The following is a 22,530-nucleotide window of genomic DNA, read 5'->3' on the forward strand; positions in this document are numbered from 1 at the left end:
ATGTTGATCGATTCCCATTGCCACCTCGACTACTTCACCGAGGCCGAGATCGAGGGCATCCTCGCCCGCGCCCATGAGGCGGGGGTGGAACGGATGGTCACCATCGGCACCTCCATTCCGCAAGCCGAGGCCGTCGTGGCGCTGGCCGAGCGCTTCCCGCAGGTCTGGGGCACCATCGGCGTGCATCCGCACCGGGCCGGTGAGGGCGTGATGCCCACGGTGGAGGAATTGGTCGCCCTGGCCCGGCACCCGCGCGTGATCGGCATCGGGGAAAGCGGCCTCGACTATTTCTACGACAAATCGCCACGCGACACCCAGCGCGAGGGCTTTCGCCGCCACATCCGCGCGGCGCGCGCGGCCGGGCTGCCGCTGGTGGTCCATGCGCGCGATGCCGATGACGACATCGCCTCCATCCTGGAGGAAGAGCGGGCAGGGGGGGCCTTCGCCTTCCTGCTGCACTGCTTCAGCTCGACCCCGGCGCTCGCCGAGGCCGCGATCGCGATGGGAGGATTTATTTCCTTTTCCGGAATCCTGACCTTCCCGCGCTCGGCCGAGCTGCGGGAGCTGGCGGCGCGGCTGCCGGCGGACCGGCTGCTGGTGGAGACGGATGCACCCTACCTCGCGCCCGTGCCCTTTCGCGGCAAGCGCTGCGAGCCGGGCTACACGGCGCTGACTGCCAAGGTGCTGGCCGAGACGCGCGGCGTTTCGCCCGAGGAGATCGCGGCCACCACCACGGCCAACTTCCACCGGCTTTTCACCAAAGCCCAATGACGAGGAAAGGGTGACGGGCCTGCGCGTCCGGCTGCTGGGCACGGGCCCGTCCCAGGGCGTGCCGGAGCTGGGCGGCCTCTGGGGCGACTGCGACCCCGCGGAACCGCGCAACCAGCGCACCCGCAGCGCCGCGCTGATCGAGGCCGCGGACGGCACACGGCTGCTGGTGGATGCCGGGCCCGACATCCGCGCGCAATTGCTGGCGGCCGGGGTGGACCGGCTGGACGCGCTGCTCGTCACCCACGCCCATGCGGACCATATCGCCGGCCTGGATGAGATGCGGGCCATCAACCGCCGCATGGGCCAGGCGCTGCCGCTCTATGCGACCGCCACGACGATCACGGCCCTGAAGGCACGCTTCGACTATTGCTTCCTGCCGCCCACGCGCGGCTTCTACCGCCCGGCGCTGGACGCGCGCGAGGTGGAGGCCGGCCAGACCCTGCGCCTGGGCGGGCTGCAGGTGGAGCTGCTGGACCAGGACCACCGGGTGATGCGCAGCCTGGGCCTGCGCATCGGCCGCTTCGCCTACACGACCGATGTGGTGGCGTTTCCGCCCGAGAGCTTCGCGCGGCTGCACGGGCTGTCGCTCTGGGTGGTGGGCTGCTTCCAGCGCGTGCCGCATCCGGTGCATGCGAACCTCGACCAGGTGCTGGCGTGGCGCGAGGCGCTGGGCCATCCGCGCACCGTGCTGACGCATATGAGCGGCGCGCTGGACTACGCCACGCTGCGCGACGAATTGCCGGAGGGGGTCGAGCCGGGCTTCGACGGGATGGAGCTGCACCCGTGATCCCAGGCTTGATCCACAGGCTTTTCCCCACCCCGAAAAATTCCATAATAAATCTTATGCGGTATCCACGCCCTGTGGACAGAAATGTATGGACGGATAGAACCCGCGCATGACCTCCCCCGACCCCGCCCAGGCCACCCTCGCCCTGCTGGCCGTCATGGCGCGGCTGCGTGACCCGGAGGCCGGATGTCCCTGGGATGTGGCGCAGGATTTCGCCTCCATCGCGCCCTATACGGTCGAGGAAGCCTATGAGGTGGCGGATGCCATCCGGCGCGGCCCGGACCCGGCCATGCTGCGCGATGAGCTGGGCGATCTGCTGCTCCAGGTCGCCTATCACGCGCGCATGGCGGAGGAGCGCGGCTGGTTCGCCTTCGCCGATGTGGCGGCCGGCATCACCGCCAAGATGATCCGCCGCCACCCGCACGTCTTCGGCGCGGCTGAGATCGCGGACGCCGCCGCCCAGACCGCGGCCTGGGAAGATGCCAAGGCCGCCGAGCGCGCGGCCCGGGCCGAGACGGGTGCGCTGGCCGGGGTGGCCACCGCCCTGCCCGCCCTCACCCGCGCCGAAAAGCTGACCAAGCGCGCGGCCCGTGTGGGCTTCGACTGGCCCGATGCCGGCGCCGTGCTCGACAAGCTGGCCGAGGAAACCGCGGAACTGCGCGCCGAATTGCCGGCGGCCGACCCCGCGCGGCTGGCGGATGAGCTGGGCGACATGCTCTTCGTCATGGCCAACCTGGCCCGCAAGCTGGGCCTGGACCCGGAGGCCTGCCTCGCCAGCGCCAATGCCAAGTTCGAACGCCGCTTCGGCGCGGTGGAGGCGGCGCTGGCTGAACGCGGCCAGGCGCCCGCCGATGCGGGGCTGGAAGCCATGGAGGCGGAGTGGCAAGCGGCGAAGGCGCGGGGGCTTTAGACCCTTCGCCGGCAGCCCCTACCCCTTCTGCCCCGGCCAGCGCCCGCCCGAAGCCGGGCGGTCCTTGGCCGGAAACAGGCTGCCCCCATAGCCCGCCGCCTCGGGAATGCGGAGCATGACATTCCCCTCCCCGTCCGGCACCGGCTCGGGCATCACGGTCACGATGGGGGTGGCGCGGGCGGCCGCGATGGCCTCCGCCATGCTGCGGTGGCGCGCGAGGCGGCCGAGGTTCAGCCGCGTAGGGAAGACCAGGGTGCGGCGGCCGGCCTCGGCCTCCTCCAGCACCTGGGCCGGGCGCATCCAGACGGCCTCGACCATCTCCCGCCCGTCATGCACCGCCACCTGGTCCTCGGGCGCCGGGGCCACGAAGAAATGGGTGTCGAAGCGCTTGGGGCTGTGCACCGGCGTCACCCAGTGGGCGAAGGGCGTCAGGACCTCGTGATGCGGCCGCAGGCCGAGGCCCGCCAGATGCGCGGCGAAGGCGCCCTCGGCCGGCGGGGGTGCGGGCGGGCGGGCCAGCAGCAGGCCGCATTCCTCCCAGGCTTCGCGGATGGCGGCGATGCGGTAGTGGCCGAGGGGGTCGCCCTCGGGCGCCAGGGCCGAATCCGCCGCCTCCACCCGCCCGCCCGGAAAGACCAGCGCGCCGGAGGCGAAGTCCACCTCCCGCGCGCGGGCCACCATCAGCACCTCCAGCCCCGCCGCGCCGTCGCGCAGCAGGAGGATGGTGGCGGCGGGGCGGGGCTTGGCGGGGGCTGGCGTGTCCATGGGCGCCACTCAAGCGCGGGTGGCGCCGCTTGGCCAGACCATCAGGAGGCGCGGATGTTCCCCTCGCGGATGATGGGCGCCCAGGTGTCGAACTCCGTGCGGATATGGGTGGCGAAGGCCTCGGGCGTGCCGGGCACCATCTGTCCCGCCTGCTGGCGTGCCACCTGCTCGACCACCTCCGGCATGGCGGCGATGCGGGCGAAGACGGCGTTGATGCGCAGCACCAGGTCGCGGTCCATGCCGGCCGGGCCCAGGATGCCGTGCCAGATGGCGGTGTTGAAGCCGGGCAGCACATCGGCCACGGGCCGCGTCTCGGGCAGCAGCGGCGTGCCGGCGGGCGAACCCACGCCGATCGCGCGCACCCTGCCCTCCCGGATCATGGACAGCGCCGAGGAAACGGAGGGGAAGGCGAACTGCACATCGCCGCGGACCAGGGCGGTGACCAGCTCCGCGCCCGAGCGGTAGGGCACATGGACCATGCGGATGCCGGCGCGGCGCAGGAACAGCTCCATGAAGAGGTGCGAGCCATTGCCGTTCCCGGCCGAGGAATAGGTGTAGCCATCGGGCCGCGCCCGGGCGAGGTCGATCACCTCCTGGGTGGTGCGGGCCTCGATGGTCGGGTGGGCCAGCAGCACGGAGGGCAGGTTCACCAGGTGGATGATGGGGCTGAAGGCCGTCATCGGGTCGTAGGAGAGGCTGGGGTTCAGCTCCTTGCCGATGGCGTTGGCGCCGATATCGGCCATCATCAGCGTCTGCCCGTCCGGGCGCTGCTGGGCGGTGAAGGCGCCGGCGATGGTGCCGCCCGCGCCGGGTCGGTTCTCCACCACCAGGGTGTGGCCGTTCGCGACCTCGGGGAAGCGGGCCGCGACGATGCGGGAAAGCGTATCCACCGCCCCACCCGCGCCGAAGGGCACGATGAGACGGATATTGCGGTCCGGCCAGGCGGGCTGGGCCTGGAGCGAGGGGGCCGCCAGCAACGGCAGCAGCGCGGCGCCGGCCGCGCGGCGGGTGATCTTGATCATTGGATTCGTTCCTCCCTTGGCCGCGACTTTAGCCCGGGCGAAGGGTGGCACAACGGGAAGATGCGGAACTTGCAAGTCGCGACGGGATACCCGCCTTAGTTGATGAATGTGCCACATATGACACTCGATACGTGCATGCGTTTCATGGGTATATGGTTGGGGTGGCCCCACAACTCAATCAGAAGGTCCAGCTTGCCAATTTCCGGCGTCTCCGTGCTAGAAAATGGGAAAAGGAAGGTTCCCTGTGACTTGGTCCCTGCTTGTCCATGACCCCGAGAGCCAGGCCTTCGCCGTGGCGATCACCACCTGCAATCTCGCGGTCGGGGCCTCCTGCCCCTTCGTGCGCAGCGGGGTGGGCGCGGTCTCCACCCAGTCGCTGACCAACCGCTACCTGGGGCCGGCGGTGCTGGCGGGGCTGGCGCGTGGCCTCTCGCCCCAGGCCGCCATCGAGGGCGCCCTGGTGGGCGATGACGGCAAGCATCTCCGCCAGGTCCATGCGCTGGACCGGCACGGCCGCGCCGCGGCCTGGACCGGGCGGAACTGCGTGGCGCATGCGGGTTCGCGCAGCGGCCAGGGCTGGTCGGTGGCGGGCAACATGCTTTCGGGCGAGGAGGTGATCTCCGACACCGCCGCCGCCTTCCTCACGCGCGAGGAATTGCCCATGCCCGAGCGCATGCTGGCCGCCATGCAGGCGGGCGAGGCCGCGGGCGGCGACCGCCGCGGCCGGCAATCCGCCGCGCTGATCCTGACCACGGTCGAGGATTTCCCGGACATAGATCTGCGCGTGGACGACCACCGCGCGCCGCTGGATGAGCTTGAGCGCCTGATGAAGCTGTGGCGCACCCTGCGCGAACCCGGGCTGCGCGACAGCCCGAGCCGGCAGAACCCCTCGGGCCTCACCGACCTCGACGAGATTGACGAGGGGTGGCGGCGCCGCGGGCTGGATCTGCGGCTCAGCCGGTAGCGCCCGAAGGGCGTCGGTTCAGCCCGTCGCGCCGGCCACCGGCTCCGGGTCCGGGTCGGCGGCGCGGAGTGCGGCGATCTCCGCCTCCAGCGCCGCCACGCGGGCCTCCAGCGCCTCGGCCTGTTCGCGGGCGCGGCGGGCCACCTCCATCACGGCGTCGAGGTCGGCCGCGCGGGCCAGTTCCAGGCGCCGCACCATGCCCTCGGCCTGGGCGCGGGCCATGGCCTCCATCTCCGCGCGCATGCCCGACAGCAGGGAGAAGGCGCCGCCCGCCACACCCGCGATGTCGTCCAGCCGCTGCCTTGCCTCGTTCCGCATGTCCTGATCCTTCCTGCGCCGCTTGTCGTCGTGCGGGCCCCGCTATAACCCGCGCCCATGATCCTCGTCACCGGCGGCGCCGGCTTCATCGGCTCCAACCTCGTCCAGGCGCTGAGCACGCGTGGGGAGGAGGTGGTGGTCCTCGACCGGCTTGGCGAGGGGGAGAAGTGGCGCAACCTCGAAGGCTGCGTGCTGGCCGGGCTGTGGCCGCCCGAGGCGCTGGACGCGGCGCTCGCCATGGCACCGCGCGCCGTGGTGCATCTGGGCGCCATCAGCGCCACCACGGCGACCGATGGCGATGCGGTGGCGGCCGACAATTTGATGCTGTCGCTGCGGCTGTGGGAGTGGTGCGCGGCCCGGCAGGTGCCGCTGATCTACGCCTCCTCCGCCGCCACCTATGGTGACGGCGCGGAAGGCTTCGACGACGTGCAGGACGCGGCGGGCCTGGCCCGCTTCCGGCCACTGAACCTCTATGGCTGGTCCAAGCACGCCTTTGACCGGCGGGTGGCGCAGATACTGGCCTTGGGCCGCCCTGCCCCACCGCAATGGGTGGGGCTGAAATTCTTCAACGTGTACGGGCCCCGCGAGGCCCATAAGGGCCGCATGGCCAGCGTGGTGCTGCACAAATGGCGGGAGGTGATGGCGGGGCAGCCCGCGCGCCTCTTCGCCTCCGACCGGCCGGGCATTCCGGATGGCGGGCAGATGCGTGACTTCGTCTGGGTGGGCGATGCGGTGGCGGCCATGCTGTGGCTGCTGGACACCCCCCGCGTCTCGGGCCTGTTCAACCTGGGCAGCGGGCGGGCGCGCAGCTTCGCGGATCTGGCGGGGGCGCTGTTCGCGGCGCTGGGGCGGGCGCCGGACATCCAGTATGTGCCGATGCCGGCCGACCTCGCGGGCAAGTACCAGTATTTCACCGAGGCCCCCATGGCGCGGCTGCGCCAGGCGGGCTTCGCGGCGCCCGCGACACCGCTGGAGCAGGGTGTCGCGGAATATGTGGCCTGGCTGGGGGAGAACCCCTGGAACCTGGGCGGAAGCTGAGCGACCGATTCACGCCGTCGGCCTGCGGCCGACGACGATCGGGCGCTACCGCCCCTTGAACACTGGCCGGCGCTTCTCGTTGAAGCTCGCGATGCCCTCGCGCCGGTCCTCGGTGGGCACCAGGCGGTTATAGGCCTCCACTTCGAAGCGCAGCCCGGTGCGGAGGTCCATCTGCATGCCGAAATGGATGCTTTTCTTCGCCTGCCGCACCGAGAGCGGCGCATTGCCCGCGATGGTGCGTGCCGTCTCCAGCGCGGCGTCGAACAGCGCCTCGGCCGGGTGCAGCGCGTTCAGGATGCCCCATTCCAGCGCCTGCTCGGCGGTGAACGGGCGCCCCGTGAGGATGATTTCCTTGGCCCGACGCTCGCCCACCGTGCGGGGCAGCGTCATGGTGCCGCCCGCACCCGGCATGATGCCGATGGTGACCTCGGTCAGCGCGAAGCGGGTGCCGTGCTGGCCATAGGCGAAGTCCGAGGCCAGGACCATCTCGAGGCCCCCCGCATAGGCGTGGCCGTTCACGGCCGCGATGATGGGGATGGGGCAGTCCATCTGCGCCCAATAGGCGCGTTCGAAGATCTCGTGCTGGGCGATCCATTGCGCGTCGGTCATGCCGTTGCGCTCCTTCAGGTCACCGCCGCCGCAGAAGGCGCGGCCGCCGGTGCCGGTGAAGATGACGCAGCGCGTATCGCCGGGTTCGGCCGTGAGCTGGGTCCAGAGCGTCAGCAGGTCGCGCCCCATCTGGGTGTTCAGCGCGTTGGAGACCTCGGGCCGGTTCAGCCTGGCCACGAGCACATGCGGGGCCGGGGTTTCGAAGGCGATGGTGTCGAGCTGCGGCAGCGTGTCCATGGGCGTGTCCTTTGGCGTCTTCAGTTCGTTCTCGCGCGGGATGGGATGCCAGGCCAGGGGGCCGGCTCTAGGAAGATTTACCATAATTCGCCGACAGGAAGGAAATCGCTGTCACCAGCGAGTCCTTGACGGAAAAGACGATTGTCCTAGGACAGTTGTCAGAAACTTCCGCAAGATCATTTGGGAACAATAGCCTCAGGCCTATCCCCGCCGCCTTCGCCGCCGCCATGTCCGTCCGCCGGTCCCCCACCATCACCGAGGCCGCCACGTCGAGGCCCAGCGCCGCCGCGGCATCCAGGATCATCCCCGGGGCGGGCTTGCGCCGGCGGCTCGGGGCCACGTCCGGGCAATGCTCCACGCGGTCGAGCGGCGCGCCCTCCGCCCTGAAACGCGCGCACATCCATTCCGTCAGCGCCGCGAAATCCTCTTCGGAATACATGCCGCGACCGATGCCGGACTGGTTCGTCACCACCACCAGCGCCATGCCGAGCCCACGCGCGGCCCGGCACAGCTCGAAGATGCCCGGCCGGAAATGGAAATCCTCGATGCGGTGGACATAGCCCAGATCCTCGTTCACCACCCCGTCGCGGTCGAGGAAGAGTGCGCGCCGTCCCGTCACGGCCCGGGCGGCGGGAAGATCGCGGCCTCGATGGCGCCGCACAGCGCATGGCCCAGCGCCTCATGCCCCTCCTGGATGCGCGCCGTCTCGGTGCTGGGCACGCGCAGCAGGTGGTCGCACAGCGCGTCCATGCGGCCCCCGCGCGCCCCCGTGAAGCCCACGCACACCATGCCCCGCGCCCGTGCCGCCTCCAGCGCGGCCAGAACATTCACGGAATTGCCGGAGGTGGAGAGCGCGAAGAGCACATCCCCCCCTGCCCCAGCGCCGCCACCTGGCGGGAGAACACCTGGTCGAAGCCGTAATCATTGCCGATGCAGGTCAGGGCCGAGCTGTCGGTCGTCAGCGCGATGGCGGGCAGTGGCGGGCGGTCGTGCAGGAAGCGGCCCACGAGTTCCGCGGCCCAATGCTGGGCGTCGGCGGCACTTCCGCCATTGCCGCAGAGCAGCAGCTTGCGCCCCGCCCGCAGCGCCGCGGTCGTGACCTCGGCCACGCGGGCCGCGGTGGCGCAGAGCGCCGCATCCGCCGCCATCGCCTCCAGCACCCGCGCCGATCGCGCGAGTTGGCCCGCCATGTGTTCCGCCAGCTCCATGCGCCCCTCCTCAAGGGAGGTTCACATACCCACACCGGGGCCGCGCGGCAAAACCGGCGGCTCATGCGCCGCGATGACGGCCCAGGCGGCCTTCGCATCGTCCACGAAATGCAGCAGGCCCATATCGGCCTCGCCGATCAGCCCGGCGTCCTGGAAGGCCTGCCAGTTGATCAGGCCGCGCCAATGAGCGCTGTCCACCAGCACGACCGGCACGGCGGGGGTGCGGCCGGTCTGGCGCAGGGTCAGGATCTCGAACAGCTCGTCCAGCGTGCCGAAGCCGCCGGGGAAGACCACCAGCGCCCGCGCCCGCATGGCCAGGTGCAGCTTGCGGATGGCGAAGTAGTGGAACTGGAAGGTCAGGTTGGGCGTGGAATAGCGGTTGGGGTGCTGCTCCTGCGGCAGCTGGATGTTGAAGCCGATGCTGGGGGCGCCCACGTCATGCGCGCCGCGGTTGGCGGCCTCCATGATGCCGGGGCCACCGCCCGTCGCGATCACGTTCTCGCGCCAGCCGTCTATGGGTTCCAGCGCGCCGCCGCGCATGGAGGCGATCTGCCCGAAGCGCCGCGCCTCGGCATACCAGCGGGGGTGGTGGCCTGGCCCGTCCTCGCGGATCCGCGCCCCGCCGAAGACGACGATGGTGGAGCCCACGCGGGCCGCGCGCAGGGCTTCATCCGCCTTCACCGCCTCCAGTTGCAGCCGCACGCCGCGCATGGCGGGGCCGCGCAGGAAATCCTCGTCGAGCAGGGCCAGGCGATAGGCCGGGTTGTCATTGTGCTCCGTCATCTTCTCCCCCCGCGCCGCGGCGCGCATGATGCGCCCACAAGCGCCCCCCTCCAACCAATGGCGCGCCGAAGGGATGCCAAGCGATGTCCGTCACCCTGCATGTCCATGGCGCGGCGCGCACCGTCACCGGCTCCTGCCTGCGCTTCGAGGCGCCGGGCGCGCATGTGCTGGTGGATTGCGGCATGTTCCAGGGCCCCAAGACGCTGAAGGCGCTGAACCACGAGCCCTTCCCCTTCGACCCCGCCAGCCTCGACGCGGTGCTGCTGACCCACGCGCACATAGACCATAGCGGGCTGCTGCCGCGGCTGGTGAAGGAGGGCTTCCGCGGCGCCATCCACGCCACCCCCGCCACCATCGAACTCTGCGCCTGCCTGCTGCCCGACAGCGGCCACATCCAGGAGAGCGAGGTGCGGATGCTGAACCGCCGCAACCGCCGCCGCTGGCGCGGGCGCGAGGAGGTCCGCCCCATCTATGGCCCCGCCGATGCCGATGCGGCGCTGGAAGCCTTTCAACCCGTGGCCTATGGCGAATGGATCACCCCCGCGAAGGGCGTGCGGGCGCGCTGGTGGAATGCGGGGCACATGCTGGGCTCCTCCTCCATCGAGATGGAGTTCGGGGAGGTACGGGTCATGGCCTCCGGCGACATCGGCCCGGATGACGGCACGCTGCACCCGGGGCCCGAGGGGCCGCGCGGCCTCGATCACCTCATCTGCGAAAGCACCTATGGCGATGAGGACCGGCCGGTCATCACGCCCGAGGCACGCCGCGCCGCCCTGGCGGCGCTGGTGCGCGAGGCGGCGGAGCGCGACGGTGCCCTGCTCATCCCGAGCTTCGCGGTGGAGCGGGCGCAGGAGGTGGTGCTGGACCTGGTGCTGCTGATGCAGCGCGGCGAGATCCCGGCCGCGACCATCCATATGGACAGCCCGCTCGCCACCCGCGCCAGCAAGGTTTTCGCCCGCCACGCGCATGGCATGGAGGAGGGCGAGGCGCTGCGCGCCGCCCTGCAATCCCACCGGCTGCTGCATGTGGTGGAGGGCGCGGCCAGCCGGAAGCTGGCGCAGCACAAGGGCTTCCACATCGTGCTGGCCGGGTCGGGCATGTGCGATGCCGGGCGCATCCGCGAGCATCTGAAGTCCAGGCTATGGGACCCGGCGGCCATGGTGGTGCTGGTGGGCTTCCAGGCCAGCGGCACGCTGGGGCGGCTGTTGCAGGAGGGCGCGCCGCGCGTCCGCATCCAGGGCGAAACCATCGAGGTCGCGGCGCGCATCACCCGCCTGGAAGGCTATTCGGGCCATGCCGACGGGCCCGAACTGGCCCGCTGGGTGGAGGCGCGGCGGCCCATCGCCGGCGGCATCTTCCTGACCCATGGCGAGCCCGAGGCCATCGAGGGCTTCGCCGCCCGGCTGGGCAAGCAGGTGGTGCGGCCCGTGCTGGATTCGCGCTGGCGCCTGCCGGCGGGCGGGGCGCCGATGGCGCTGCCCGCGCCCGAGAATGCCCGCCGAATGGATCCCGAGGCCCTGGCCCGGCCCGACTGGCACAATGAACGCGCGGCCCTGCTGCTGGGCGTGGAGGAGGCCATCGAGCACGCCGCCGACCCCACGGCGCGGGCCGCGCTGATCGCGCGGCTCAAGGCGGCGTTGCTAGGCTAGCGCCTGGTCGGGGCGCCTCAGCGCCCCTCAGGCCGGCGCGTAGCGCGCCAGGGCCAGGTCATTATGCGCGATCTCGGGCGCGCGGGCGCTGACCAGATCGGCCAGCAGCCGGCCCGAGCCGCAGGCCATGGTCCAGCCCAGCGTGCCATGCCCCGTGTTCAGGAAGAGGTTGCGGTAGCGCGTGGGGCCGACGATGGGCGTGCCATCCGGCGTCATCGGCCGCAGGCCGGTCCAGAACTGCGCCTCGGCGGGGTTGCCGGCATCGGGGAAGAGGTCCGTCAGCGTGTGTTCCAGCGTCGCGCGCCGGGGCTTGCGCAGCTTGAGCGAGAAGCCCGCCAGCTCCGCCGTGCCGCCCACGCGGATGCGGTCGCCGAGGCGCGTCACCGCGATCTTGTAGGTCTCATCCATCACGGTGGAGACAGGCGCGGCATCGGCGTCGCGCACCGGCAGGGTGAGGGAATAGCCCTTCACCGGATAGACGGGGATGGAGACGGCGAGCGGCCGGAGCAGCGCCGTCGAATGGCTGCCGAGGGCGACGACGTAGCGGTCGGCGGTGAAGCGGCCCTGGTCGGTGACCACGCCCGTCACCTCGCCGCCTTCCTGCTCGATGGCCTGGATGGAGACGCCCTGGCGGAACACCACGCCGCGCGCGGCGGCCATCTCGGCGAGCCGCTGGGTGAAGAGGAAGGCATCGCCCGTCTCGTCGCCCGGCAGGCGCAGCCCGCCCACGAATTTCTGCGCGACACGCGCCAGGGCGGGTTCGGCCGCGATGCAGCCGGCCATGTCCAGCAGCTCATGCGGCACGCCGCTTTCGCGCAGCACGGCGACATCGGCCTGCACGGCGTCGAGCTGCTTCTGGGTGCGGAAAAGTTGCAGCGTGCCCTGGGTGCGCTGGTCGTACTGGATGCCCGTCTCGGCGCGCAGGGCCAGCAGCGCGTCGCGCGAATATTCCGCGATGCGGACCATGCGGGCCTTGTTGGTGGCGTAGGCGGCCTCGGTGCAGTTCGCCAGCATCCGCGCGAGCCAGGGGTACAGCCCGCCCTTCGCCTGCGGCCAGAGCACCAGGGGGCGATAGCGCATCATCAGCCACTTCATGGCCTTGACGGGGATGCCGGGGCCAGCCCAGGGGGCGGAATAGCCGGGCGAGACCTGGCCCGCATTGGCGAAGCTGGTCTCCATGCCGGCGCCGGGCTGGCGGTCCAGCACCGTCACCTCATGGCCCGCCTGGGCGAGATACCAGGCGCTGGTGACACCGACCACACCACTGCCGAGAACGAGAACCCGCATCGCCGCCTCCAGATTGGCCGAATGGCTGACAGTATCGGGAGGATCATGCGTGGTTTCCGCGCATCTTGCGCAGAACCGGGCGTTTGCGCGAAATCTTGCAAGATTCTGCGAGGAAGTGGCACAAACCACCATGCACGCCTTGGACGAGACCGACCTCGCCATCCTGCGCGAACTGCGCCTGGATGCGCGCGTCACCAATGCCAGGCTGGCCGAGGCGGTGGGGCTCTCGCCGTCGGCCTGCCTGCGGCGGCTGCGGCTGCTGGAACATCGCGGCGTCATCCGCGGCTACACCGTGCTGCTGGCCGAGCCGCAGCGGGCGGGCCAGGTCACGGTCATCGTCCAGATCACGCTGGACCGGCAGACGGAACAGCACCTCACCCGCTTCGAGGCCGCCATCCGTCGCTGCCCGGAGGTGCGCGAATGCTACCTCATGACCGGCATGGCGGATTACCTGTTGCGCGTGGAATGCCGCGACGCGGCCGATTACGAACGCATCCACAAGGAACAGCTGAGCCGCATGCCCGGCGTGGCGCGCATCCAGTCCAGCTTCGCCATAAGGGCGGTGGTGACCGGTTAGGAATTCACTGGTCTTGGGGCCTTCGCGGGTGCAGCATCCTTGCCATGGATGGAACCAACCCCGATCTCCTCCCGCGCCTGCTCGGCCGTATGCGCGACGCGCGCGCGGCCTCCGCCCAGGACCCCTTCGGCGACCCGGTGCTGCTGACGGCGCTTTCGGTCAGCCGTGGACTGGATGACGGCTCGCTCGACCTCGGCCGGCTGGGCGACATCATCCAGCAACTGGCCGATGACGCCATGGCGGGGCGGGCGCGGCGGCTGGCGCGTTATCTGGGCCATGCGCCGGGGGCGGACCCCTTCCCCGGCCTCGCGCAACGCCTGGCGCGGCCCGACCCGCTGGACAGCCCCATCCCCTTCGCCGCCTATCGCGCCCTGGTCGAGCGCGCACGCTTCGCGGCCGTCTTCACCGCGCACCCCACCTTCTCGCTGCCGCTCACGACCCATGGCGCGCTCGCCCAAGCCGCCAGCACGGGCGAGGCCCCGGCGCGCGGCCTGGCACACCGCCCCGCGCCGGTGACCTTGACCGAGGAATTCGACCAGGCCTGCGCCGCCATCCTGCGCGGCCGCGACGCGCTGGATGAATTCGCGGGCGCCCTGCTGGATGCCGCCCGCGCCATCTGGCCCGACCGCTGGGCGCAGTTGCGGCCCTCGCCCGTGAAGCTCGCCTCCTGGGTGGGGTATGACACGGATGGGCGCACCGATATCGGCTGGTGGGACACGCTGCGGCTGCGCCTCATCATGAAGCGGCTGCAACTGGAACGGCTGGCCGCCCAGCTTCCCGGCACCGCCATCGGCGAGCGCGCCGAACAGGCGGTGGACGCCGTCAACATGCAGATCGCCTCCGTCCCCGACCGGCCCACCCCCGCCGCGGTGCAGGCCATGGCGGCCGAGATGCTGGCGCGGCGGGAGGCGGCGATGACGGATCTGACGCCCCTGCTCACCCTCTTCGACGCCGCGCTGGAGGAGGCCGCGGACGACGCCGCCCGCCGCAAGCTGGCCGTGGCGCGGGCGGGGCTGGTGGCGCATGGGCTTTCGCTCGCCCACACCCATGTCCGGCTGAACGCGACGCAGGTGCACAATGCCGTGCGGCAGCGCCTGGACATCACCACCGCGCCCGAGGACATGGCCCAGCGCCGCACTTTGCTGGCCCAGGTGAACGCGGCGCTCGCGAATGTGCGGGCCCGGCCGGTGGATTACGGCGCCCTGCTGGCCGAGCAGGCCTCGGCCGCCAAGCTGATGATGAATGTCGCGCAGATCGCGAAGCATGTGGACCGCACCGCGCCCATCCGCTTCCTGATCGCGGAGACGGAGACGGGCTTCACCCTGCTGGCGGCGCTGTGGCTCGCCCGGCATTTCGGCTGCGAGCGGCATGTGGAGATCTCGCCCCTCTTCGAGACGGCCGATGCGCTGGAACGTGGCGAGCGCGTGCTGGACGAGGCGCTGCGCAGCCCCTCCTTCCGCGACTATCTGCGCCTGCACGGGCGGCTTTGCCTGCAATTCGGCTATTCGGATTCCGGGCGCTATGTGGGGCAGCTCGCCGCCTCCTATCTGGTGGAACGGCTGAAGCTGCGGCTGGCGGAACTGCTGCGGAAACATGGCCTGTCCGGCATCGAGGTCGTGCTGTTCGACACCCATGGCGAGAGCATCGGCCGCGGCGGGCACCCGGACAGCCTGGCGGACCGGCTGGACTACCTGTTTCCGCCCCAGGCGCGGGCGGCGCTGGCCGAGGCCGGGCTGCCGGCGCGCGAGGAATCGAGCTTCCAGGGCGGCGATGGCTATCTGCTCTGGGCCACGCCCGAACTGGCGCGCGCCACCGTGGCCCGCATCGCCGAGCACGCCTTCGCCGCCCTGCCCGCCGGCGTGGACCCCATCTACACCGAGAGCGACTATGGCGCGGATTTCTTCGCGACCCTTCGGCGCGAGGTGCAGGCGCTGGTGGCGGACCCGGGCTACGCAGCCCTGCTGGGCGGCTTCGGGCCGGGGCTGATCGAGCGCACCGGCTCCCGCCCCTCCGCGCGGCAGGCGGATGGCGTGGGCGGGCCCGCGCGGCTGACCCACCCCTCGCAGCTGCGCGCCATCCCGAACAACGCCATCCTGCACCAGGTGGGGTGGCTCGCGAACACGCTGCATGGGCTGGGCGCGGCGGTGACGGCCAATCCCGAGGCCTTCCATGATCTGCGCGCGCGTTCCCCGCGCTTCCGGCGCGCCTTGGGGATGGCGCTGCGGGCGGCGGAATGCTCGGACATCGGGGTGGTGCGGGCGGTGATCGGCACGCTGGACCCGGGCACCTGGCTGGACCGGGCCTCGGCCACCTTGCGCCCCGGCCGGCGCGAGGCGCTGCTGGCCGTGGCGGACCCGCTGGACGCGATGGAGCTGGAGGCGCCGCTGCGCCGCCTCTACCGCCGCCTCAAGGCCGATCACCTGGCGCTGCGCGCCGCCTGGCCCGAACTGCCCCAGATGCCGGAGCGCCTGGTTCTGCTGCACGCGCTGCGCCTCGCGCTGATCCATCGGCTGTGGCTGCTGGCGGTGCGGGTGCCGGAATTCAGTCCCAGGCACGGCGCGACGCGCGAGGGGGTGCTGGCGCGCATCCTGGCGCTGGACGTGGAGCCGGCCGTGACCCTGCTGGAACAGATCTTCCCCGCCGCGCCCGACCCGGTGACGGGCCTCGACTTCCATGAGCCCTCGGCCCCCGATGAGGGGCCGAGCTATGGGCGCGAGCATGCCGAGATCTTCGGCCCCATGCGGCAGATGTTCGACCTGCTGCGGAACTGCTCGGCCGCCGTCAGCCATGAGGTGGGGGCGTTCGGCTAGTCCTTGGGACGCTCCAGCCCATAGGGCCGCACCAGCTCCCACACATGGGCCGGGATCATGCGCGGGGCGCGGCGCGGCTGTTCGCGCTGGAGGTGGATGACGCTCTCCACCGCCTTCATCTCCACCCGCGCGCGGGCGAATTCCAGGCCGCGCGGGCCAATGCGGGGCATGAGCCAGCCGACGATGGGCCGCAGCCAGTTCGGCATGCGCCGCAGCGGCAGCCCGCCCGCCGCGCGCTGGGTGTTGGCGAGGAAGCCCTTCACCGGCCCCGCGCGCTTGCCGGCGCTGCCGGGGGTGGAGGTCTCGACCTCATCGCCCAGCAGGGAGAGCAACTCCTCTCCGCGTTCGTTGCGGAGGATGAGCCATTGCCGCCCCTCCCCGCCCATATAGCCCACGGTGATGTCGGCCAGGACGTTGGTGTAGTCCACGCAGCTGCGGCAGGTCAGCGGAAAGAAATCCTTGGGAAGTTTTGAAATGGGGAGTTGCAGGAAGGGAATCTCCCGCCGCCGCCCATCCACGTAGCGCAGCTCCACATGGAAATCGGCGCGGAATTCCAGATAGGTGATTGTTCCTGGATCCTCGTCCAGCAGGGCCAGGAAATGATGAAAATTTTCCGTGGTGGTGTTGTCGGAACAGGGCGTGCCGATGACGTAAAGCCTATCGAAGCCCAGCTCCTGCTCCAGCGCCCGCAGCGCATAGACCTGGCAGGGAATGCCGACGACGGCCAGCCGCCGATGCCCGGCCGCCCGCGCGGGCTCCAGCAGGGCGAGCAGCGGCGCATAGCCCATGCGCATGCCGCGGACGCCCGCCATGTCCTCGGCCCTCGTCACCAGCACGGGGGTGGGTTTCCAGCGGTCCTCCGGGTCGGGCGCCATGGTCAGCACCGCGTCCACCGCCCCCACCTCCAGAAGCCGGGCGGCGAGCCGCGTGGTGATGCCGGTCCATTGCGCGCCCGGTAGCGGCGCGCGCAGCTTCGCGCGCAGCATGCGCAGATGCGGGCCGAAATGCAGCTCATCCGGCCGCGCGGGGTCGCGGGCACGGCCATGCACCTGGGCCTCCAGCGCCGGATAGTCGGGCGCCACGAACTGGCAGGCCCGGCCGCAGGCCTTCGGATCCTCCATGCGCGAGACGCCGCAATCGGTGCAGAGGTTGCGGTGCGGCGCGGGCCGCAAGGGCGGCGTCATCGGGCCGGGATGGGCATGGTCCATGGGGGCGAGGCTAGTCGGCTGACAGCGCCGCCGTCCAGGATTGCTGACAGTTTGTCCCTTGGGCCATGCCGCGCCACGCGAATGCTGGCATGATGGGCGCCATGGCCCCTGCCCCCCGCAATCTCGGCGCGCTGCGCGTGCTGTTCCCGTTCCTCCGTCCCCACTGGAAGCGCGCCTTGGCCGCCGCCGGCGCGCTGCTGCTGGCGGCGGGCCTCGTGCTGCTCATCGGCCAGGGGCTGCGGCGGCTGATTGATGACGGCTTCGCCAGCCAGGATGCCTCCAGCCTCAACGCCGCGGCCCTGTTCATGTTCGCGGTGGTGGCCGCGCTCGGCTTCGCCACCGCGCTGCGGTTCTACCTGGTCTCCTGGCTGGGCGAGCGGGTGGCGGCCGATCTGCGCGCCGCCGTCTTCGGCCATGTGCTGCGCCTCTCGCCCGCCAGCGTCGAGACGGCGCGCACGGGCGACATCCTCTCCCGCATGACGGCCGATATCGCGCTGCTGCAGGCGCTGATCGGCTCGGCCATCTCCATGGGGCTGCGGACGGCGCTGACCTCCACGGGCGCGCTGGTGCTGCTGGTGGCGTCCAGCCCCAAGCTCGCGGGCATCGTGCTGGTGGTGGTGCCGATCGTGGTCGTGCCGCTGGTGCTGTTCGGACGGCGCGAACGGCGGCTGTCGCGCACCGCGCAGGAGCGGGTGGCGGACCTCTCGGCCCAGGCGGAGGAGGCGCTGAACAGCCTCCGCACCGTCCAGGCCTACACCCAGGAGGGCAATGAGCGCGCCCGCTTCGGCGCGGCGGTGGAGCGTTCGGTGCAGGCCGCGCTCCGGCGCATCGGCTCGCGCGCCATGCTGATCCTGATCGTGATCCTGCTGGGGTTCGGGGCCATCACCTTCAGCCTCTGGGTGGGTGGGCAGGATGTGATCGCAGGAAGGATGACCGGGGGCGAGCTGACGGCCTTCGTCTTCTATGCGGTGCTGCTGGCCTCCTCGGGCAGCACGCTGTCGGAGCTCTGGGGGGAGGTGCAGCGGGCGGCGGCCGCGGCCGACCGGCTGGTGGAGGTACTGGACATCACCCCCCTCATCGCCGCCCCTGCCCTTCCCGCCGCTTTGCCCGCCCCGCGTGGCGAAGTCGACTTCGAGGACGTGACCTTCCACTACCCCTCGCGCCCCGCCACGCCCGCGCTGGACCGCTTCACCCTGCATGTGGCGCCGGGCGAGACGGTGGCGCTGGTGGGCCCCTCGGGCGCGGGCAAGACCACGGTGCTGCAATTGCTGCTGCGCTTCTATGACCCGGCCCAGGGGCGCATCACGCTGGAGGGGGTGGACCTGCGCGACCTCGACCCCGCCGCCCTGCGCGGGCGCATGGCGCTGGTGGCGCAGGACCCGGTGATTTTTTCCGCCAGCGCCGCCGAGAACATCCGCTACGGCCGCCCCGACGCCACCGATGCCGAGGTGGAGGCCGCCGCCCGCGCCGCGGCCGCGCATGAGTTCATCTCGGCCCTGCCCGAGGGCTATGCGAGCCAGCTGGGCCCGCGCGGCGTGCTGCTCTCGGGCGGGCAGCGCCAGCGCATCGCCATCGCCCGCGCCATCCTGCGCGACCCGCCTTTGCTGCTGCTGGACGAGGCGACGAGCGCGCTCGACGCGGAGAGCGAACAGGCCGTGCAGCAGGCCATCGCGCGCCTGGCGGAGGGGCGGACCACGCTGGTGGTGGCGCATCGCCTGGCCACCGTGCGGCGGGCGGATCGGATCGTGGTGATGGAGGGCGGGCGCGTGGTGGCGATGGGGACCCATGCGGCGCTCGTGGCCGAGGGCGGGCTTTATGCGCGGTTGGCGCGGTTGCAGTTCGGTGAGGGCGCCCACGCGGCGTGACGCCTTGAATGCACCACCGCCACTCGCCATCTACCATCCACACGGATGGTGACAGGATGGTGTTCAGATGGCCGGCAATGTGCATGAGCTACGGCCCAAGGCCGGCGGCGACTCCGAAAAGATCACCATCAACCTCGGCTATGTGGACCTCGGCCACATAGACCTGCTGGTGCAGGACGGTTTCTACGCCAACCGCACCGACTTCATCCGCACCGCCATCCGGAACCAGGTCGAGCGCCATGCGGAGGCCGCGCGGCAATCCGTGGCACGGCGCAGCCTGGACCTGGGGCTGCGGCATTTCACCCGGGCGGACCTGGAGGCGGCGCGTGATGCGGGCCGGCCGCTGGAGATCCGGGTGCTGGGCCTCGCCAGCATCGCGGCCGATGTGACGCCCGAACTGGCCCGCGCGGCCATCGCCTCCCTCTCGGTGCTGGGCGCGCTCCAGGCCAGCGCCGAGGTGAAGGCCGCGCTCGCCGACCGGATGCGCTGAGCGCCTCCCGCACGAACCCAGGCGCGGAACCTCCGCGCCGCTTGAAAGCACAGTCACATGAACGCGTTTTCCGCCGACCTCATGCGTGAGGCGACACGCCTCACCCGTGAGGGCAAGCTCGCCGAGGCGACCGCGCTGCTGCAGGGCGGCTTTTCCGGCGCCACGCCCCCGCCAGCGCCGCAGGCCCCGCCGGCCGCCCGCCAGGGGCGCCTGTTCGACGTGGACCCCCGCAGCGGCGAGGCCCACGCGTCCCCAGGCTGGCGCGGCGGCGGGGCGATGGGCGAGGCGTTGCGCGGCCCCTTCGGGCCTGGTGGCCCCGCGCCCTCGCCCGCGCTGCCCGAGGGCGCGCGCTTCCTCGCCGGCAGCTTCGCCGGGGCGGCGGGCAGCCGGGGCTACAGGCTCTATATTCCCGCCACACCCAGCGCGGGGCCCCGGCCGCTCCTGGTCATGCTGCATGGCTGCACGCAGTCGCCCGAGGATTTCGCGGCGGGCACGCGGATGAACGCGCTGGCGGAGGCGCATGGCTGCCTGGTGGTCTATCCCGGGCAGACTTCCTCGGCGAACCCACAAAAATGCTGGAACTGGTTCAATCCGACCGACCAGCGGCGCGAAGAGGGGGAACCCGCGCTCATCGCCGGGATCACCCGGCAGGTGATGCGGGAGCATGGGGCGGACCCGGCGCGGGTCTTCGTGGCCGGCCTTTCCGCCGGCGGCGCGGCGGCGGCGATCATGGCGCAGGCCTACCCGGAGCTCTACGCGGCGGCGGGGGTGCATTCGGGGCTGGCCTGCGGTGCGGCGCGCGACATGCCCTCGGCCTTCGCCGCCATGCGCCAAGGCGGCGCGCGCCCCGACCCAAGCGGGCGCCTGGTGCCGACCATCGTGTTCCATGCCGACCGGGACACCACGGTGCACCCGCGCAATGGGGATCAGGTGATCGCGCAGGCGGGCGGCGGCCGGCTGCGCGTGACGATGGAGCGCGGCCAGGTGCCGGGCGGGCATGCCTATACCCGCACCCTCCATGCCGATGCGGCGGGCCGGCTGATGCTGGAGCAATGGGTGGTGCATGGGGGCGGCCATGCCTGGTCCGGCGGCAGCAGCGCGGGGTCCTACACCGACCCCAGGGGGCCGGATGCCTCGCGCGAGATGCTGCGCTTCTTCCTGGAACAGGCGAAGGCGCCGCTGGAAAGTTGAAGGCGAGGGAGGGGTAAGTGGCTGGGGGACCTGGATTCGAACCAAGACTGCCCGAGTCAGAGTCGGGAGTTCTACCGTTAAACTATCCCCCAACGGGCACCCGCATCCGGGGTGCCGTTGGCTCGGCCGGGTGGATACCAAAGCCCCGCGGCCTTGCCAACCCGCTTTCCCCTTGCAGCGGATGAAACACTTCGGGATCATGACAAAGAACACCATATCGTATCCCCATGCCCCCCTCCCTCCAGCCCCTGTCCGGCGCCCAACCCCTCCGCGCCCCGCCGCCGCAGCTCTTCGCGGCGCTGGACCTAGGCACGAACAATTGCCGGCTTCTGATCGGCGCGCCCGTGCGCGGCGGGTTCCGGGTGGTGGAGAGCTTTTCCCGCGTGGTGCGGCTGGGCGAGGGCCTGGCACGCTCCGGCACCCTGTCCGAGCCGGCGATGGAGCGCACCCTGGCGGCGCTGTCCGCCTGCGCCGACCGGCTGGAACGCCGCCCCGTGCGGCGCCTGGCCGCCGTCGCCACCGAGGCCTGCCGCCGCGCCCGCAACGGCCAGGAATTCCTGGCCCGCGCCGCGCTGGAGACCGGGCTGCGCCCGCGCATCATCTCGCCCCGCGAGGAGGCCGAGCTCGCGATGGAAAGCTGCGCCCCCCTGCTGGAGCGGGGGGACCGTCGCGCCATCCTCTTCGACATCGGCGGCGGCTCGACCGAGATCGCCTGGATTCGCACGGGGCTGCGGCCGGAGCTCATCGGCTATCTTTCCATCCCCTGCGGCGTGGTGACGCTGTCGGAAGGTGAGGATTGCTTCACCACCCGCGGCTTCGGCGCCGTGGTGGATGACATCGCGGACCGGCTGGCCGCCTTCGACCGGCTGCACTGCATCGGCCAGGAAATCCGCGCGGGCGGGGTGCGGCTGATCGGGACCTCGGGCACCGTCACCACGCTGGCCGGGGTGGTGCTCGCCCTGCCCCGCTACAACCGCCAGCTGGTGGACGGGCAGCGCATCAACGCCGACGCCGCCGATGACGCGCTGGAAACCCTCTTCGCCATGGGCCGGGCCGGGCTGGTGGCCCACCCCTGCGTGGGGCCGGAACGGGCGGATTTCGTGCTGCCCGGCTGCGCCGTCTATGCCGCCATCCGCCGCCTCTGGCCCATGCCGGAGGTGACGGTCGCCGACCGTGGCCTGCGCGAGGGCATGTTGATGCGCCTGATGCGCGGCGATGGCGGCCGAGCCGAGGGAAGAGGTGGTGACGGCGGGCGCGGCGCGGCGTAAGCCCAGGCGATGCCCCCTCCCCCCGGAAAGCGCCAGACGCACACCAGCCTCAAGACCGCGCGCGGCCGCACCACGGCCAGCCAGCGCTGGCTTCAGCGTCAGTTGAACGACCCCTATGTGAAGGCCGCCCAGCAGGCCGGCTGGCGCTCCCGCGCCGCCTTCAAGCTGACCGAGCTGGATGACCGCTTCAAGCTGCTCAAGCCCGGCCAGCGCGTGGTGGATCTGGGCGCGGCCCCGGGCGGCTGGACCCAGGTGGCGATGAGCCGCGTCGGTTCGCATGGCCGCGTGGTGGCGCTGGACCTGCTGCCCATGGACGGCGTGGCGGGCGCCACCATCCTGGAGGGCGATTTCCAGGACGAGGCGACCGAGCGCGCGGTCCTGGCGGCGCTGGATGGCCCGGCCGATGTGGTGCTGTCGGACATGGCGCCCAACACCACGGGCCATGGCGCGACGGACCATCTGCGGATCACGGCGCTGGCGGAACTGGCGCTGGATTTCGCGCTGCGCGTGCTGAACCCGGGCGGCGCCTTCGTGGCCAAGCTGTTCCAGGGTGGCGCCGAGCGCGACATGCTGACGCGCCTGAAAACCCATTTCGCCGAGGTCCGCCACGCCAAGCCGCCGGCCAGCCGCAAGGAATCGAGCGAGACCTATGTCGTGGCCACAGGGTTCCGTCCTGAACCGTGATCCGCTTCCGCGGACCACGGTCCAGCCTTGGCTGGGGGGGCGATTCACCGCTCCGGCGATGCCGCCTTCGCGGATCGCACCCCAAACCT

At 71.5% G+C, this 22,530-nt stretch carries 23 protein-coding genes and 1 tRNA gene; 13 read left to right on the forward strand and 11 right to left on the reverse strand.

Features of this window, described 5'->3' with window-relative positions; genetic code table 11:
* The 3 genes from ICW72_RS02465 (at nt 1) to mazG (ending at nt 2,468) form a co-directional block, all read left to right on the forward strand.
* On the forward strand, nt 1-771 hold the full coding sequence (locus ICW72_RS02465; protein ID WP_191084780.1) for a TatD family hydrolase: 771 nt from the start codon (nt 1-3) through the stop codon (nt 769-771).
* Between the two features lie 19 nt (nt 772-790).
* Nucleotides 791-1,558 carry an MBL fold metallo-hydrolase gene (locus ICW72_RS02470; protein WP_191086086.1) on the forward strand — a complete coding sequence of 256 codons (768 nt, stop codon included), beginning with the start codon at nt 791-793 and terminating at the stop codon, nt 1,556-1,558.
* A 109-nt stretch (nt 1,559-1,667) separates the two neighbouring features.
* The gene (mazG, locus tag ICW72_RS02475) at nt 1,668-2,468 is read left to right on the forward strand and encodes a nucleoside triphosphate pyrophosphohydrolase (RefSeq protein WP_191084781.1); all 801 of its coding nucleotides are present in this window, start codon (nt 1,668-1,670) and stop codon (nt 2,466-2,468) included.
* Between the two features lie 18 nt (nt 2,469-2,486).
* Here the strand turns inward: mazG and ICW72_RS02480 are convergent, their stop codons facing one another.
* A complete protein-coding gene (locus ICW72_RS02480) occupies nt 2,487-3,233 on the reverse strand; it encodes an NUDIX hydrolase (protein WP_191084782.1) in 747 nt (248 codons plus the stop codon).
* Nucleotides 3,234-3,274: 41 nt separating this feature from the next.
* A complete protein-coding gene (locus ICW72_RS02485) occupies nt 3,275-4,255 on the reverse strand; it encodes a Bug family tripartite tricarboxylate transporter substrate binding protein (RefSeq protein ID WP_223880767.1) in 981 nt (326 codons plus the stop codon).
* Between the two features lie 244 nt (nt 4,256-4,499).
* Between ICW72_RS02485 and ICW72_RS02490 the strand changes: the two genes are divergently transcribed.
* Complete coding sequence (locus ICW72_RS02490; protein WP_191084783.1) at nt 4,500-5,219, forward strand: DUF1028 domain-containing protein; 720 nt, start codon at nt 4,500-4,502, stop codon at nt 5,217-5,219.
* Between the two features lie 18 nt (nt 5,220-5,237).
* On the opposite strand, the gene ICW72_RS02495 is transcribed toward ICW72_RS02490, so the two are convergent.
* Nucleotides 5,238-5,537: an accessory factor UbiK family protein gene (locus tag ICW72_RS02495; RefSeq protein WP_191084784.1), complete on the reverse strand. Its 300-nt coding sequence runs from the start codon at nt 5,535-5,537 to the stop codon at nt 5,238-5,240.
* A gap of 57 nt (nt 5,538-5,594) precedes the next feature.
* On the opposite strand from ICW72_RS02495, the gene rfaD reads away from it, so the two are divergent.
* A complete protein-coding gene (gene rfaD, locus ICW72_RS02500) occupies nt 5,595-6,575 on the forward strand; it encodes an ADP-glyceromanno-heptose 6-epimerase (protein WP_191084785.1) in 981 nt (326 codons plus the stop codon).
* Nucleotides 6,576-6,620: 45 nt separating this feature from the next.
* Here rfaD and ICW72_RS02505 read toward each other — a convergent pair whose 3' ends face one another.
* The 5 genes from ICW72_RS02505 to ICW72_RS02520 all read right to left on the reverse strand — a co-directional run bounded on the left by ICW72_RS02505 (nt 6,621) and on the right by ICW72_RS02520 (nt 9,412).
* On the reverse strand, nt 6,621-7,421 hold the full coding sequence (locus tag ICW72_RS02505) for an enoyl-CoA hydratase/isomerase family protein (protein ID WP_191084786.1): 801 nt from the start codon (nt 7,419-7,421) through the stop codon (nt 6,621-6,623).
* 67 nt (nt 7,422-7,488) lie between these two features.
* On the reverse strand, nt 7,489-8,040 hold the full coding sequence (locus ICW72_RS02510; protein ID WP_191084787.1) for a D-glycero-alpha-D-manno-heptose-1,7-bisphosphate 7-phosphatase: 552 nt from the start codon (nt 8,038-8,040) through the stop codon (nt 7,489-7,491).
* A complete protein-coding gene (locus tag ICW72_RS21385; RefSeq protein ID WP_456300173.1) occupies nt 8,037-8,285 on the reverse strand; it encodes a hypothetical protein in 249 nt (82 codons plus the stop codon). Before ICW72_RS21385 ends, ICW72_RS02510 begins: the two co-directional genes overlap by 4 nt.
* Complete coding sequence (locus ICW72_RS21390; RefSeq protein WP_456300174.1) at nt 8,249-8,629, reverse strand: SIS domain-containing protein; 381 nt, start codon at nt 8,627-8,629, stop codon at nt 8,249-8,251. The genes ICW72_RS21385 and ICW72_RS21390 overlap by 37 nt, the downstream gene beginning before the upstream one ends.
* A 21-nt stretch (nt 8,630-8,650) precedes the next feature.
* Nucleotides 8,651-9,412 (reverse strand): LOG family protein, encoded by a 762-nt coding sequence (locus ICW72_RS02520; RefSeq protein ID WP_223880768.1) that lies wholly within the window; start codon nt 9,410-9,412, stop codon nt 8,651-8,653.
* Nucleotides 9,413-9,495: 83 nt separating this feature from the next.
* Between ICW72_RS02520 and ICW72_RS02525 the strand changes: the two genes are divergently transcribed.
* Nucleotides 9,496-11,061, forward strand: a complete 1,566-nt coding sequence (locus ICW72_RS02525) for an MBL fold metallo-hydrolase RNA specificity domain-containing protein (RefSeq protein ID WP_191084789.1) — start codon at nt 9,496-9,498, stop codon at nt 11,059-11,061.
* 27 nt (nt 11,062-11,088) lie between these two features.
* Here ICW72_RS02525 and ICW72_RS02530 read toward each other — a convergent pair whose 3' ends face one another.
* The gene (locus ICW72_RS02530; RefSeq protein ID WP_191084790.1) at nt 11,089-12,348 is read right to left on the reverse strand and encodes a D-amino acid dehydrogenase; all 1,260 of its coding nucleotides are present in this window, start codon (nt 12,346-12,348) and stop codon (nt 11,089-11,091) included.
* Nucleotides 12,349-12,478: 130 nt separating this feature from the next.
* On the opposite strand from ICW72_RS02530, the gene ICW72_RS02535 reads away from it, so the two are divergent.
* Together ICW72_RS02535 and ICW72_RS02540 are read left to right on the forward strand one after the other, a co-directional pair.
* Nucleotides 12,479-12,925: an Lrp/AsnC family transcriptional regulator gene (locus ICW72_RS02535; protein ID WP_191084791.1), complete on the forward strand. Its 447-nt coding sequence runs from the start codon at nt 12,479-12,481 to the stop codon at nt 12,923-12,925.
* 44 nt (nt 12,926-12,969) lie between these two features.
* Nucleotides 12,970-15,735: a phosphoenolpyruvate carboxylase gene (locus tag ICW72_RS02540; protein WP_191084792.1), complete on the forward strand. Its 2,766-nt coding sequence runs from the start codon at nt 12,970-12,972 to the stop codon at nt 15,733-15,735.
* On the opposite strand, the gene ICW72_RS02545 is transcribed toward ICW72_RS02540, so the two are convergent.
* Nucleotides 15,732-16,943, reverse strand: a complete 1,212-nt coding sequence (locus ICW72_RS02545; protein WP_191084793.1) for a Coenzyme F420 hydrogenase/dehydrogenase, beta subunit C-terminal domain — start codon at nt 16,941-16,943, stop codon at nt 15,732-15,734. The genes ICW72_RS02540 and ICW72_RS02545 overlap by 4 nt on opposite strands.
* A 101-nt stretch (nt 16,944-17,044) precedes the next feature.
* Here ICW72_RS02545 and ICW72_RS02550 point away from each other — a divergent pair, with 101 nt between their 5' ends.
* The 3 genes from ICW72_RS02550 to ICW72_RS02560 all read left to right on the forward strand — a co-directional run bounded on the left by ICW72_RS02550 (nt 17,045) and on the right by ICW72_RS02560 (nt 20,489).
* Nucleotides 17,045-18,808 (forward strand): ABC transporter transmembrane domain-containing protein, encoded by a 1,764-nt coding sequence (locus tag ICW72_RS02550; RefSeq protein WP_223880769.1) that lies wholly within the window; start codon nt 17,045-17,047, stop codon nt 18,806-18,808.
* 67 nt (nt 18,809-18,875) lie between these two features.
* Nucleotides 18,876-19,298 (forward strand): CopG family transcriptional regulator, encoded by a 423-nt coding sequence (locus ICW72_RS02555; RefSeq protein ID WP_191084794.1) that lies wholly within the window; start codon nt 18,876-18,878, stop codon nt 19,296-19,298.
* Nucleotides 19,299-19,355: 57 nt separating this feature from the next.
* A complete protein-coding gene (locus tag ICW72_RS02560) occupies nt 19,356-20,489 on the forward strand; it encodes an extracellular catalytic domain type 1 short-chain-length polyhydroxyalkanoate depolymerase (RefSeq protein ID WP_191084795.1) in 1,134 nt (377 codons plus the stop codon).
* A gap of 18 nt (nt 20,490-20,507) precedes the next feature.
* Here ICW72_RS02560 and ICW72_RS02565 read toward each other — a convergent pair.
* A tRNA-Gln gene (locus tag ICW72_RS02565) sits at nt 20,508-20,581 on the reverse strand.
* 135 nt (nt 20,582-20,716) lie between these two features.
* Here ICW72_RS02565 and ICW72_RS02570 point away from each other — a divergent pair.
* Both ICW72_RS02570 and ICW72_RS02575 read left to right on the forward strand, forming a co-directional pair.
* Nucleotides 20,717-21,757, forward strand: a complete 1,041-nt coding sequence (locus ICW72_RS02570) for a Ppx/GppA phosphatase family protein (RefSeq protein WP_191084796.1) — start codon at nt 20,717-20,719, stop codon at nt 21,755-21,757.
* Between the two features lie 9 nt (nt 21,758-21,766).
* The gene (locus tag ICW72_RS02575) at nt 21,767-22,441 is read left to right on the forward strand and encodes an RlmE family RNA methyltransferase (RefSeq protein ID WP_191084797.1); all 675 of its coding nucleotides are present in this window, start codon (nt 21,767-21,769) and stop codon (nt 22,439-22,441) included.
* Nucleotides 22,442-22,530: the final 89 nt, after the last annotated feature.

Origin of the sequence: Roseococcus microcysteis (genome assembly GCF_014764365.1) — a bacterium.
Classification (GTDB): domain Bacteria; phylum Pseudomonadota; class Alphaproteobacteria; order Acetobacterales; family Acetobacteraceae; genus Roseococcus; species Roseococcus microcysteis.